This window comes from Flavivirga spongiicola (genome assembly GCF_030540825.1).
In the GTDB taxonomy this organism is placed as follows: Bacteria; Bacteroidota; Bacteroidia; order Flavobacteriales; family Flavobacteriaceae; genus Flavivirga; species Flavivirga spongiicola.
This window is the reverse complement of record NZ_JAUOEO010000001.1, coordinates 2152007-2166525: the sequence shown is the minus strand read 5'-3', so window position 1 is coordinate 2166525 and position 14519 is coordinate 2152007. Positions and strand designations below refer to the sequence as shown.

The window sequence follows — 14519 nt, the reverse complement described above, 5'->3', positions numbered from 1 at the left end:
AATATCGATTAATCTTGTATATGCCTTATTTTCCTTAAAAATGAAATCTATAAAAAAAATTAGACAATAATTTTGTAAGTTTATAAGATATGCAAAATTATATATGAACGTTGTACACATAAGCGCGGAGTGCTACCCGGTAGCTAAAGTAGGAGGGTTGGCAGATGTTGTTGGAGCACTACCTAAATATCAAAATAGTGCCACATTTTCATCCCAAGTTATTATGCCTTTTTATAATAACACCTTTACCAAAGCAAATACATTTAATACGGTTTATGAATCTCAATTAGACTTAGGAGGTATATCATACCCTTTTAAAATTTTAAGCCTAAAAGAAACCCTTTTAGATTTTGACATATTTTTTGTTCATGTTCCGGAGCTTTTGTTCAAAGAATATGTGTATTCCAATGACGATACAGAGCGTTTTTTAGCGTTTCAAATTGCTGCTTTAGATTGGATGCTAACCTGGAATACATATCCCGATTATATACACTGTCATGATCATCATACAGGATTGACACCTTTTATGCTGCAAGAAAGCTTTAAATATGAATCCTTTAGAAAAATACCAAATATTTTAACTATACATAACGCCCAATACCAAGGGTGGTTTTCTCATAAAAAAGTAAATTTAATTCCTGCCTTTAATTTTGATAACGCAGGACTTTTGGATTGGGATGGTAGTGTAAATCCATTAGCAGCGTCCATAAAATGTGCCTGGAGAGTTACCACAGTATCTCCCAGCTATATGGAGGAATTAAAAACAGATGCCAATGGACTAGAAGATCTCTTAAATCATGAAAGCGCCAAATGTTCCGGTATCTTAAATGGTATCGATTGGAATGTATGGAACCCGGAAACCGACAATTACCTGATCGCTAACTATAATGTCAAAACAGTCATTTCTGGAAAAAAGGCAAACAAAAAGCATTTATGCGATAGTTTTAATTTAGACTTTAACAAACCGCTTTTTGCTTTTATTGGCAGATTAGTTGGAGAAAAAGGATCTGACTTGTTTCCTGAAACATTTAAAGACACGCTTGAAAAAGGAGAAGCGACCATCTTATTATTAGGCTCTGGCCACGATGAGACAGAAATGCAGCTTGAGGGGCTTAAAGACAACTATAAAGGCAGCTATAATGCTTTTATAGGGTACGACGAAGCCTTATCCCATATTATTTATGCAGGAGCCGATTTTTTACTCATGCCATCAAGAGTTGAGCCTTGCGGGCTTAACCAAATGTATGCCTTAAGATATGGCACCATACCCATTGTAAGAAGTATTGGGGGGCTTAAAGATACCGTTATAGATATTTCAGAAAAAAACGGATTTGGTATTTGCCATACAGACGTTACCGTTTCAGATATAACAAATGCTATTGACAGAGGCGTTTCTCTCTATAAAAACAAAAACACCTATAAAAAACTAAGTGCACAGATTATGGGAATTAACCACTCTTGGGATGCATCTGCAAAAGAATACATTAAATTATATAAATCCATTAAACTAGAAAAAATATGATTAACGATAAAGTTTTAGCCATTATATTAGGGGGCGGCCAAGGTTCCAGATTATATCCACTAACAGAAGCAAGATCTAAACCTGCAGTTCCTATTGCGGGAAAATATAGATTAGTAGATATTCCTATTTCAAATTGTATTAATTCAAACATAAAACGCATGTTTGTTCTAACACAATTTAATTCGGCTTCATTAAATCGTCATATTAAAAACACCTATCATTTTAGTTTTTTTAGTTCAGCTTTTGTTGATGTTTTAGCGGCAGAACAAACGCCCAGAAATAAAGGCTGGTTCCAAGGCACCGCAGATGCTGTCCGCCAAAGCATGCACCACTTTACAAGGCACGATTTTGATTATGTATTAATCCTTTCCGGAGACCAATTATACCAAATGGATTATGAGTTAATGATTGCTGAACATGTAAAAAGTAAAGCCAAAATCTCTATTGCAACCATTCCTGTTAATGCGAAGGACGCGACGTCTTTTGGTATCCTAAAAGCTAATGATAAAAATGTAATAACCTCATTTATTGAAAAACCAGATGCTGGTTTATTACCAGAATGGACCTCTGAAGTGAGCGATGAAATGAAAGGAGAAGGGCGAAATTATCTGGCTTCTATGGGTATTTATATCTTTAACAGGGATTTATTAATTAAATTAATGGACGACCCCAGCACCATAGATTTTGGCAAAGAGATTATTCCCCAAAATATCGATAAACACAAAACACTAAGCTATCAATATGAAGGGTATTGGACAGACATCGGAAATATAGACTCATTCTTTGAGGCTAATATTGGTCTAACGGCAGACATTCCAGATTTCGATTTATACGACAAATCCAAACGTATTTATACCAGAGCCAGAATGCTTCCTACAACAAAAGTATCTGGCACGACCCTTAACAAAACAGTCGTTGCAGAAGGTTGCATCATTAGTGCCGCCAAAATTGAAAAATCGGTCATTGGTATTCGCTCCAGGATAGGAGATGAATCAACCGTGATAAACACCTATATGATGGGTAGCGATCATTATCAAACCCTAGAAGACGTTACGAATCCTAATGTAAATTCAATAGGCATTGGAGCACGTTGCTTTATAAAAAATGCAATTCTAGATAAAAATTGCTGTATTGGTGATGATGTAAGAATAAATGGAGGTCCGCATTTAGAACCAACTGAAACAGATTCTTATGCTGTTAAAGATGGTATTGTCGTTATCAAGAAAGGTGCTATAATCCCTAATGGTTTTGTAATCAAATAATATGAAGCCAGTAAAACCTTATAGCCTATTTACAGATTTTGACATCAACCTTTTTAAAGCAGGCAAACATTATCGCCTTTATGAAAAATTTGGATCTCACATCACCATTATTGATGGTATTGAAGGGACTTATTTTGCTGTCTGGGCTCCTAGTGCCAAATCCGTATCTGTAATTGGTGATTTCAACCATTGGGCAGAAGGCGCACACCAATTAAACGTCCGTTGGGATTCAAGTGGTATCTGGGAGGGTTTTATTCCTTTAATAGGAAAAGGCTCCATATATAAATATCATATTGAAAGCTATAACGACAACATAAAAACCGAAAAAGCCGACCCCTATGCAAGACGATGTGAACACCCGCCAAAAACAGCATCGATAGTCTGGGACGATAACTATACATGGAAAGATGCCGATTGGATGAAAAAACGTAAAAAGCATAATGCTATAGACGCACCTTTTTCTGTTTATGAAGTACATTTAGGGTCTTGGAAAAAACATTTAGAAGAAGATCGATTTTTGTCTTATTTTGAACTAGCAAATGATTTAGTAAACTATGTAAAAGACATGAATTTTACACATGTAGAACTCATGCCTATTATGGAACATCCTTATGATCCTTCTTGGGGATACCAATTAACAGGATATTTTGCACCAACATCTCGTTTTGGATATCCAGAAGAATTCAAATATTTAGTTGATAAACTACATCAAAACGATATTGGTATTATTTTAGATTGGGTGCCATCTCACTTCCCTGAAGACGCACACGGTCTTGGTTTTTTTGATGGCTCAAATTTATATGAGCATCCAGATAAAAGGAAAGGCTATCATCAAGATTGGAAAAGTTTGATTTTCAATTACGAACGTAATGAAGTTAGATCTTTCTTGATAAGTAATGCCATTTTTTGGATGGAACAATATCACGCAGACGGATTACGTGTTGATGCTGTTGCATCTATGCTTTTTTTAGATTACTCCCGAGAAGATGGTGAATGGGAACCAAATATTTATGGAGGCAGAGAAAATCTGGCTGTTATCAGTTTTTTAAAAGAACTGAACAAAGAAGTTTATAGGTCTTTTCCAGATGTTCAAACCATCGCAGAAGAATCTACAGCATTCCCCATGGTTTCTAAACCTGTTTTTTCAGGTGGATTGGGTTTTGGTATGAAATGGATGATGGGTTGGATGCATGATACTTTGGAGTATTTTGCCAAAGATCCTATTTATAGAAAACACCATCAAAATGATATAACATTTAGTCTGGCATATGCATTCACCGAAAATTTTATGCTACCATTATCTCATGACGAAGTCGTTTATGGCAAAAACTCCATTTTGGGTAGAATGCCTGGCGATGAATGGCAACGTTTTGCAAACCTTCGTTTATTATATGGCTATATGTTTACGCATCCAGGGACCAAATTATTGTTTATGGGTGGTGAGTTTGGTCAATATAAAGAGTGGAATTTCCAAGAAAGTTTAGATTGGAATCTATTAGAATTTGAACCACATAAAAACCTTCAAAACTATTATAAAGCATTAAATAAACTCTATAAAACGACACCTGCTTTATATGAAAAAGGATTTAGCGGCGAAGGGTTTGAATGGATTAGTTTTGATGATCACGAAAACTGTGTCATGTCTTATATAAGAAAAGGCTACAACTCCAAAAACGATGTTATGGTAGTTTGTAATTTAACCCCAACGGTTAGAGAAAATTACAAAATAGGAATCCCTATAAAAACAAAAATTAAAGAAATTTTCAATAGCGATGCTAAAGAATTTGGGGGAAGTGGCATTATAAATAAAAGAGAGGTTGCAGCAAAAAAAGACCCCTGGAATGGAAAAGATTTCTCAGTAGAAATAACATTACCTCCTTTAGGCATCCTAGTATTTCAATTTAAATAATAGCTTATACCAATTTAACTTTGAAATTGTGCATGAGTAAAATTGAATTATTTTTTGCTTAAACAAGGCAAAAAACCTAAGCATAGCTATAGCTACGGTTCTGTTTTTTAACGTAGGGTAAGCAAAAAATAAACGATTTTTATGTGCTATTTCAAAGTTAAATTGGTATTATTTGAGGTTTATTTAATTATCTCTTTGATTCTTTGTGTTTTATCAAAAAATCACGATGTTTTTTTAATAAAAACTGACCACTAATACTTGCTGAATTTAGTAATTTCGGCATTTAATAAATTGCGCTTACTTTTATGATTTTAAATACCGAATTAGAATATAAAGGAAACTTGTTTCCTGCGGATATAACAGACTATAAAAAAGATGTTGATGTATTACATTTTTCAACTTCTAATAATATTATTCTTCAACTTACTGTTTTAAGAGATAGCTTACTTCGTTTTAGATATACAACGGTAGGTAAATTTGATAATGACTTTTCTTATGCTATTAATGAAGATGCAAGCAGAGGTTATAATCATTTAGAAATTACGGACGACGACAAAAAATATATAGTAACCACCTCGAAATTAATTTGTCACATTCATAAAGCAGATTTAAGAAAATCCATTTTTGATGCTAAAGACCATACATTAATTTGTGAAGACGAATTAGGCTTCCATTGGGAAGAAAGCTACGAATTAGGTGGAGACATTGTTAAAATGAGTAAAGCTGCTCAAAATGGAGAGAGCTATTATGGTTTAGGCGATAAACCTCAACACATTAATTTAAAAGGAAGACGTTTTGAAAATTGGGCAACAGATTCTTATGCTTTTGGTAAAGATACCGACCCTATTTATAAAGCGATTCCGTTTTACACAGGGTTACATCATGGAAAATCTTATGGAATCTTTTTTGATAATACGTTTAAAACATTCTTTGATTTCTGTCAGGAGAGAAGAAATGTAACAAGTTTTTGGGCACAAGGTGGTGAAATGAATTACTATTTTATTTACGGTCCTAAAATGCAAGATGTCGTTACAAGTTATACCGATTTAACAGGAACTCCAGAATTGCCACCATTATGGGCTTTAGGCTACCATCAGTGTAAATGGAGTTACTATCCCGAATCTAATGTAAAAGAAATTACCAATAAATTCAGAGAACTAAAAATTCCTTGTGATGCTATTTATTTAGATATTGATTACATGGAAGGTTTCCGCTGTTTTACCTGGAGCAAAGACCATTTTCCAGAACCAAAAAGAATGGTTAAGGAATTAGCAGACGATGGCTTTAAAACTGTCGTGATTATTGACCCGGGAATTAAAATTGACAACGCGTATAGTGTCTTTAAAGAAGGGCTGGATAAAGACTATTTCTGTAAGCGTGCAGACGGCCCCTATATGAAAGGTAAAGTTTGGCCCGGAGAATGTTATTTCCCGGATTTCACCAGACCAGAAGTAAGAGAATGGTGGGCTGGGTTATTCAAAGAATTGGTTGAAGACATCGGCGTAAAAGGTGTTTGGAATGATATGAACGAGCCCGCAGTTATGGACGTTCCAGGAAAAACATTTCCTGCAGACGTACGCCACGATTACGACGGAAACCCCTGTAGCCACCAAAAAGCACATAATATTTACGGTATGCAAATGGCACGTGCCACTTACCACGGATTAAAACGCTTTAACTATCCTAAACGCCCCTTTGTAATAACACGTTCAGCTTATTCAGGCACACAACGTTATACCTCAACTTGGATGGGAGATAACGTCGCATCGTGGGAGCATTTACAAATTGCAAATATTCAGGCACAGCGTTTAGCCTTATCAGGGTTCTCTTTTGCAGGGTCTGATATCGGTGGGTTTGCCGAACAACCAAATGGTGAATTATATGCACGTTGGATTCAGTTGGGCGCTTTCCACCCCTTTTGTAGAACACACTCTTCCGGCGATCATGGCGACCAAGAACCTTGGGCTTTCGATGAAGAAATTACAAACGTAGTCCGTAAGTTTATTGAAATTAGATACGAATTACTACCCTATCTATATACGGCATTCTATCAATATGCTCACGATAATGTACCCATGTTAAAATCGCTGGTACTGTTCGATCAAGAAGATTCGCAAACACACTACAGAACGGATGAGTTTATTTGTGGAAACCAGCTTTTAATTTGCCCAATAAATGAGCCTAATTCTCAAGGACGACGCATGTATATTCCTAAAGGTGAATGGTACAACTTCTGGACAAAAGAATTAGTTTCAGGTGGAAAAGAAGCCTGGGTAGAAGCCGACTTAGATAGTATGCCAATCTTTGTAAAAGCAGGCGCTATTATTCCTAAATATCCTGTACAGCAATATGTAGGTGAAAAAGATATTGAAGAATTAACCTTAGATGTTTATTACAAAAACGGAAAAGAGGATTCTGAATTGTATGAAGATGCAAACGATGGCTACGACTATACCAAAGGACGCTATAGTTTAAAGAAGTTTAACTTAGCCGGTACAGACGATAAATTAATCATTAGAATTCATAAAAGAGGGAAATACATGACCTCTTATAGCACATTCAAAATTAATTTGTTCGGATTGCCATTTAAGGTAGCATCTATTAAAGTTGACAACGAATATGTTGATTTAAAAGATGTCAAGTTCAATGGAGCTAATACACTTGTTATTTCTAAAGAATTTACAAACCTTCAAATAAAGGCATAATATCTTTATAAAATTTTAAAAAGGCTTCTGTAGTATTGAACTCAGGAGCCTTTCTAATAATTTACATTGCCTTTACACATTTGCTCACAAACCACACACATTAAAAAACACATATTCAACACATTAATTATTAAAAAGGAATGACAAGTCTTCATATTTAGACAACAATTAATTTAAAGATTATTCGTACATTGTATCGAGGGACTTTAAATTAAAATCTAAGATGATACATCAGGAACTTGAAAATTCGGATTATAGAATTAGAAAATTGATAGGCACCTTAGGCTTATGTCTACCTTTTATATTGCTTATTGTTAAAGGTGAATTGTTAGCATCTATAAGTCATTATTACTATTGTACATTATCCTCTTTATTCTTCATCATCATTTTATCTGCTTTCGCTTTATTTTTAATTTCATATAAAGGCTATAAAAAGGATGTTACAACTGAGCTTATAAGCGACGATATTATTACTAATATTGGTGGTTTTGCGGCACTCATTCTTGTTTTTATCCCCACGCGTTGTATAGATAGTACTAGCGCTACCATTGACCTTATATGTGAACATGGAAACTACCCTTTATTTGGTCATGATAACCCGTATAAAAATGCTATTCACTTAATAAGTGCTGCTATATTCATCCTCTCAATGGGATGGATGTCTAAATATAAGTTTACCAGAAATAAAGATGATGTCAATAATAAACTATACCGTATTTGCGGAAACATTGTTTTTATATCCGTAGGGTTCATTGTTTTAATGATTATACTTGAAAAATTAGGGGTAGGAAAAGATTTGTGGTTTTTCAAACACTATGTGTTCATTTTTGAAACAACAGCAGTCATACCCTTTGGAATTTCATGGCTTATAAAAGGCAGGGTGATTGACGATATGAGACGCTTTAAAAATACTATTTTTCAATAAAGTTGATATACCTGTTTATGACTTAAGCAGAAGCATTTCTTTAATACCTAAAGACTTTCCTAAGTATACTAGCTTATACCCTTTCTCAACTTTATCAATAGCCTTATTATATGAAGATATAATTTCCAAAACTCCCACTTTGTCTTTAACAAATAAAGGCACCGTATCATTCTCTTTATTTGTTGCTTCAATCAAATCTTCATAATGTTTTCTATCATGAATTTCAACTTCATGAATCTTAGGGTATTTACGAGCAACTTCTGTAAGGGTGTTAAAATCATCTGTATGAGAAAATAAGCCTTCCTTTGGATTATTGTTAGGGTCATTCATTTCATCAACCGTTATTAATCTGAAGGAGCCATTCTCTCCAAATTGTTTTCCAAATTTATCGATAACATACTTATTGATATCTGCACTACCAGTTAATGCCATTAAAAACCCAACATCATTAAGCTCTATATTATCGCCTAAGGTTTCAGAATATATATCTGTATTTATAGCCTCTAGCCCTAATTCTTGAGCTATTTGAATATTAGTTTGGTTACTGTCAATCAAAACAACATGCCGTTGGTTATCCATTAAATATTGTCCAATTAATCGAGATACTTGTGATGCTCCCAATATTAAAATACCCTCCGATTTCTTAAGAAAGACACCAGCTACTTTAGCAAAAGCTCTTGCGGTAGTTGCATTTAGTAAAACAGTTCCAAGAACAATCATAAAGACTAATGGCGTAATATACTCTGCACCTTCAACACCTTGTTTCATTAGTTTGCTTCCAAAAAGAGATGCAATCCCTGCAGCAACAATTCCCCGAGGACCAACCCAACTAATAAATACTTTTTCATTCGTCTTTAATTTAGATTTAGATGTACTTAAAAACACAGCTAAAGGCCTTATAATAAAAACAACAGCTGCAAAAAGTAAAACCGTCTTCCAACTATAAAGCAACATTAAATCTTCTATGTTAATATTAGCAGCCAGTAAAATAAAAAGAATTGAAATCAATAAAACACTCAAAGATTCTTTAAAGTACAGCAGTTCCTTTATGTTTTCCAATTTGCCATTTCCTAAAACCATACCCATAACCACTACAGCTAATAAGCCCGACTCATGAGCAAAAATTTCAGATTCAACAAAAACCAATAACACTACAGAAAGAGATACAACATTTAGTAAATAATGCGGAATCAGTTTTTTATTAATAGCAAAAGCCAATGCATGAGCAAACGTAAAGCCAAAGGTCGTACCAAAAAGAATAATTTTTCCAAATTCAATCAAAGCCGTTTTAGTAAAACCACTATCCCCTTCAACACTAATAAATTCGAATACCAATACGGCCACCAAAGCACCAATAGGATCAATCAAAATACCTTCCCATTTCAATACGGTTGAAATGTCTTTTTTAAGGGGAATGTTTCTTAAAATAGGAGTAATTACTGTTGGCCCGGTAACAATTATAAGCCCGGAAAACAAAAATGACAACTCCCAGCTCAATTCAAAAATGAAGCGTGCTAATATACCTGCTCCAAAAAAAGTAACGGCAGAACCCAATGTTATTAATTTGGTAATAACCGGCCCTACATTTTTTATTTCAGAACGTTTTAATGTCAATCCGCCTTCAAAAAGAATAATACTAATAGCAAGCGACACAAAATAAAACAGGCCTTCCCCTGGGAACAAGCCTTGCTTACCATCCCAAATAGGTTCTATCCATTTAGACCCGTCTTCACTTAAAAACTCGGCTGCAATTGGACCAACCAATAGCCCTATAAGAATGAGGGGTAAGATGGCTGGGATTTTAAATTTCCATGCAAACCACTGTGCCAATATCCCTAAAATAATAATTCCTGCTAATTCTAACATCTTTATATATAATAAGATACTAATTTAAATAAAACAGATGATTTCATGTATTTATATTATTTGTTTTTATTCGTCACATGTAGCTTCCATTATAATAATTCTCCTGAGTATCGACTGTTCGTATGGAAGTTTCATTTGATTATATTTTATTTCTTTCCATAGATCGTAAACATTAATACAAAATTGAGTGATTGTTTTAATTAATCTGTTTGATGTTTCAAAAAAATACTATCTTTCTACTCTTGTAATCGTAAACAAACTAAGTGTCTTTAAAACCATTTAAAAGTATTGGTATCGGTGCTGCATTTTCACCTAATTTAAAAGCTAACCTTCATGAGGCAGCTAGGCTTTCTCTTTTTCTTAAGTCAAAACTGTTTTTAATTCATGTCGGTGAATTCTCTGATGATAAAGTAAAAATGCTTAAAGTTTTTTTAAAACCTTTTGAAAAAGATAATCTGGATTATGAAGTTGTATATAAATCAGGAAACCCTGTCGACGTTATTCTATCAACTACTGAAGAAAAAAATATTGACCTTTTAATTCTTGGAGCTGTACAACGAGAACGTTTTTTAAAATATTACGTAGGGTCTATTGCCAGGAAGATCACCCGTAAAGCAAAATGTTCTGTTTTATTATTAATTAAGCCTTCTGTTGAGCGTATAGCATGTGAACATATTGTTGTTAATGGCTTAAAAGATCCCAAAACCGAACAAACTATCAAAACAGCTTTTTATGTTGCCAAACAACTTGAAGCCGAAAAAATCACTATTGTTGAAGAAATTAAACAAGAACAAATTTCAGTAAAAGTTGATGATGATAAATCTTTACGCAAGGCTAATATTATCAAAGAACGCATAAGACTTAGAGAAAATTCCAGAATTAAAGATATTATAAAACATATTCCAGAAAAATACACCAAAAACATTGTTACAAAACTGCAACCTATTTTTGGTAAACAAGGGTATTCGATCGGGCATTATGCCCAAATTTCCAGAGCAGATTTATTGGTTATGAACGCCCCCAGTAAAATGACTTTTTGGGATCGTTTATTTCCGCATGATATAGAACACATCTTAACAGAATTACCAACCGACGTATTAATCCTTCAATGAGTCCGAGAAAAAATAAAATAAAAGATTTTCTCAGTGCATTACCAAAAAATATATTTTCTGGTTTTGTAGTGAGTCTTATTGCACTACCTCTTGGATTAGGCTTAGCTATGGCAAGTGAAGCACCTCCCATAGCCGGTATTATAGCAGCCGTAGTGGGCGGTATTGTTGTTTCTTTTTTTGGTGGAAGTCACGTTACTATAGCAGGCCCTGGTAACGGTCTGGTTGGGGTACTTCTAATAGCAATAACAACCTTAGGCCTGGAAAGTGCTTATGCTGCCATTATATGTTCTGGAATATTAATACTTTTATTAGGCTTTTTTAGAATGGGAAAATTAGCCGATTTTTTTCCGTCTTCAGCCATTCAAGGCATGCTAGCTGCCATTGGGTTAATTATTTTGGGCAAGCAGTTTCATATTATGCTCGCCCATAAAATCAATCGCGAAGATACTTTAGATTATCTGTTTGAAATCCCCTTTACTATCAACGATGCTTTACATTATCAAAACAAAGGGTTAATCTTTGCTACTTTAGCAGGTATATTAAGTTTAGCAATCATGATGTTTTATTCTAAAATTAGAAATAAATATCTGCAACTTATACCAGCACCTATGTGGATTGTTATATTGTCCATAGGCTTTAGCTATTATTTTGAATTGGTAGCGCATGAGACAAATCCCATTGCTAAAGAATATATGATTTCCGGGATACCGAGCATTCAAACCATCATAGCCGAGATGCATTTACCAAATTTTTCCAGTATTGGTAGTTTTCCATTTTGGTCAAGTGTGCTAGCTATAGCGCTTATAGCCAGCATAGAATCGCTATTAAGCATAAAAGCCGTAGATAAATTAGACCCTGAAAAAAGACGATCTAATGTAAACAAAGACCTTAAAGCTCTTGGTTTGGCAACCATTGGCAGTGGTTTTTTAGGTGGATTAAATGTTGTAACTGTTATTGCCCGTAGCTCTGTTAATGTAAATAATGGTGCAAGCAACAAGTCTTCTAACTTTTTTCATGCTACTTTTTTAGTGCTTTTCATTGTTTTATTTAGTACGCAATTAACCCGAATACCATTACCCGCTTTAATGGCTATTTTGGTATACACCGGTTATAAACTAGCATCTCCTAACGTTATTAAAAAAATATTCTCTATTGGTAAAGAACAACTTATAATATTTTTTGTGACGCTATTCATAACTTTAAAAATAGGGCTAATAACAGGTATACTCGCAGGAGTCATGACGACTTTAATTATTCATTTAGTAATTAATAAAACGGTTTCCTTATTTGTTAGAAATGTTTTAAAGCCTAATGTTTTAATGTATCAGGAAGAAGGTCAGGATAATTATTATGTTAGTGTAAAACATTTTTGTAGTTTTTTAAACTATTATAAGTTAAAAGATAAGTTAGACGCTGTACCAGAAGATAGAGATATTATTGTTGATTTTTCGATGTGTAGTTTTGTAGACCATACTGTGATGGAAAACATGCATAATTATCAAGAACTCTTTAAAAAACGTAATGGCCATTTTGATGTTATAGGCTTAGATATGCATGATACAGACTCTGAGCACCCTTTTGCTTTGAGGCGTTTACTGCCTGTACCAAATATTATTAAAAATAATCTTACCAGGCGTCAAACCAGTATGGAAGATTTGGCCAAAAATTATAATTTAAAGTACAATTCTAAAAAACTGAGGCATATCGATTTTCTAACTCATTTTTTATTTTTCAATACAAAAAACATCAACCATATTTATAATCAATTATCATATAACAATAATGCTATAAATTTATTTGATATTGAGTTTTCAGAAGGTGAGTTTATAGCCAAAGAAGTTATTAGGTCTACTATGCTTCATATAAAATTAGATGATGCCATTCCCGAGTTCACTTTAGACAGAGAAGGCTTTTTAGAAAAGGTTTATTCCTTCGCCGGGTTTAAAGATATTCCGATTCAAAATCATTCCGATTTTTCTAACCGTTTTTATTTATTAGGTGATAACGAAGAGGCCATCACCGCCTTTTTTAATGATGATCTTATCCATTTCTTTGAAAGTAATCCTTATTACCATATTGAGTCAAACGGAGAGTCTTTATTAATTTTTGGGAAGGAACGTTTGGCAAGCATTAAAGAAATTAAAGCCTTATTTGATTTTGGAAAACGCTTAAAAGAAGTTGTTGATCATTGATGGAGGTTTAACAAGAAATTTAAGACGTTAATTTAACTGTTCATTCAGAACAGCGTGAACCTATCTGGTAGGCAGGGGTTTTTTAAGTTAAAACGAAACAGATTGCCAAAGTCTGCTCTTCAAAGTTTACAACTTCAAATCAATAAAAAATAGCGACCCATAAAAAAGAGGCGTTTAAGTAAAATTAGGTGTCGTTTTCTGTTTTATAAGATGGCGCTGTTAAGTACTTACAAAGCTTTTTATAATTTAGGTAACAATATCAGAAATAAACGAAATATTACGTTTACTCTATAGTTGTATCCAATTTAGCCAAGATTGTAAAACTCAACAAAAATTTAAACCCTAGCGGGTAAAAAATTAATTTCCTATGGAGCAAAAAATAAACATTAATGATTTTATTTCCAATATTTCGGAATATTTTAAAACAGAACAAAACCAATTGCCTTGGGAATTGACAACTAATTTAAAAGAAATCATTGAAGAAATAATACCAAACCTTAACGGGGACTTCAAAATAGCGAATGGTATAGCTATTCATAAATCTACCATTGTAGAAAATGGCGTTACAATCAAAGGACCGTTTATAGCAATGGAAAATTGTCATATTGGAGCAAATTCATATTTTCGAGAAGGTGTATTCTTAGATAAATTGGTAAAAATTGGACCTTGTTCGGAAATAAAAAGTAGCATCATTTGCTCAGGAACAGCAATTGCACATTTAAACTATATTGGGAACAGCATAATTGGACAAGAAGTGAATTTTGAAGCAGGTTCGATAGCAGCTAATCATTATAACGAAAGGACAGATAAAAGAATTTGGATTAAATATAAAAACGAAATTATAGAAACCGGAGTTGAAAAACTTGGCGCTTTGGTGGGAGACAATTCGAGAATCGGAGCAAATGGGGTGCTATCTCCTGGAACTGTTTTAGAGAAAAACACTATCGTAAAAAGACTGGAATTGATTGAGCAACTGGAAATGGAATAAAAAAATGGGACACAACATATTGATATACAAAGCATTAA

General features: G+C 33.8%; 9 protein-coding genes. 8 read left to right on the top strand and 1 reads right to left on the bottom strand.

All coding sequences use genetic code 11. The features are described from left to right. Positions 1-103 precede the first annotated feature (103 nt). From Q4Q47_RS08630 to Q4Q47_RS08610, 5 genes are all read left to right on the top strand, one after another. Positions 104-1522: a glycogen synthase gene (locus Q4Q47_RS08630; protein ID WP_303306256.1), complete on the top strand. Its 1419-nt coding sequence runs from the start codon at positions 104-106 to the stop codon at positions 1520-1522. Continuing rightward, positions 1519-2784, top strand: a complete 1266-nt coding sequence (locus Q4Q47_RS08625) for a glucose-1-phosphate adenylyltransferase (protein ID WP_303306255.1) — start codon at positions 1519-1521, stop codon at positions 2782-2784. Before Q4Q47_RS08630 ends, Q4Q47_RS08625 begins: the two co-directional genes overlap by 4 nt. Before the next feature lies 1 nt (position 2785). After that, positions 2786-4693 (top strand): 1,4-alpha-glucan branching protein GlgB, encoded by a 1908-nt coding sequence (glgB, locus tag Q4Q47_RS08620; RefSeq protein ID WP_303306254.1) that lies wholly within the window; start codon positions 2786-2788, stop codon positions 4691-4693. A gap of 305 nt (positions 4694-4998) precedes the next feature. Next, positions 4999-7398: a glycoside hydrolase family 31 protein gene (locus Q4Q47_RS08615; RefSeq protein WP_303306253.1), complete on the top strand. Its 2400-nt coding sequence runs from the start codon at positions 4999-5001 to the stop codon at positions 7396-7398. Between the two features lie 223 nt (positions 7399-7621). Continuing rightward, on the top strand, positions 7622-8323 hold the full coding sequence (locus tag Q4Q47_RS08610) for a hypothetical protein (RefSeq protein ID WP_303306252.1): 702 nt from the start codon (positions 7622-7624) through the stop codon (positions 8321-8323). 15 nt (positions 8324-8338) lie between these two features. Here the strand turns inward: Q4Q47_RS08610 and Q4Q47_RS08605 are convergent, their stop codons facing one another. Then, positions 8339-10189, bottom strand: a complete 1851-nt coding sequence (locus Q4Q47_RS08605) for a cation:proton antiporter (RefSeq protein ID WP_303306251.1) — start codon at positions 10187-10189, stop codon at positions 8339-8341. Between the two features lie 263 nt (positions 10190-10452). Between Q4Q47_RS08605 and Q4Q47_RS08600 the strand changes: the two genes are divergently transcribed. From Q4Q47_RS08600 to Q4Q47_RS08590, 3 genes are all read left to right on the top strand, one after another. Then, complete coding sequence (locus Q4Q47_RS08600) at positions 10453-11301, top strand: universal stress protein (protein ID WP_303306250.1); 849 nt, start codon at positions 10453-10455, stop codon at positions 11299-11301. Beyond that, entirely contained in the window at positions 11298-13493 is a 2196-nt protein-coding gene (locus Q4Q47_RS08595) for a SulP family inorganic anion transporter (RefSeq protein WP_303306249.1), read from the top strand. The genes Q4Q47_RS08600 and Q4Q47_RS08595 overlap by 4 nt, the downstream gene beginning before the upstream one ends. Positions 13494-13860: 367 nt before the next feature. Beyond that, positions 13861-14481 (top strand): LbetaH domain-containing protein, encoded by a 621-nt coding sequence (locus tag Q4Q47_RS08590; protein ID WP_303306248.1) that lies wholly within the window; start codon positions 13861-13863, stop codon positions 14479-14481. The last annotated feature ends 38 nt before the right edge of the window (positions 14482-14519 follow it).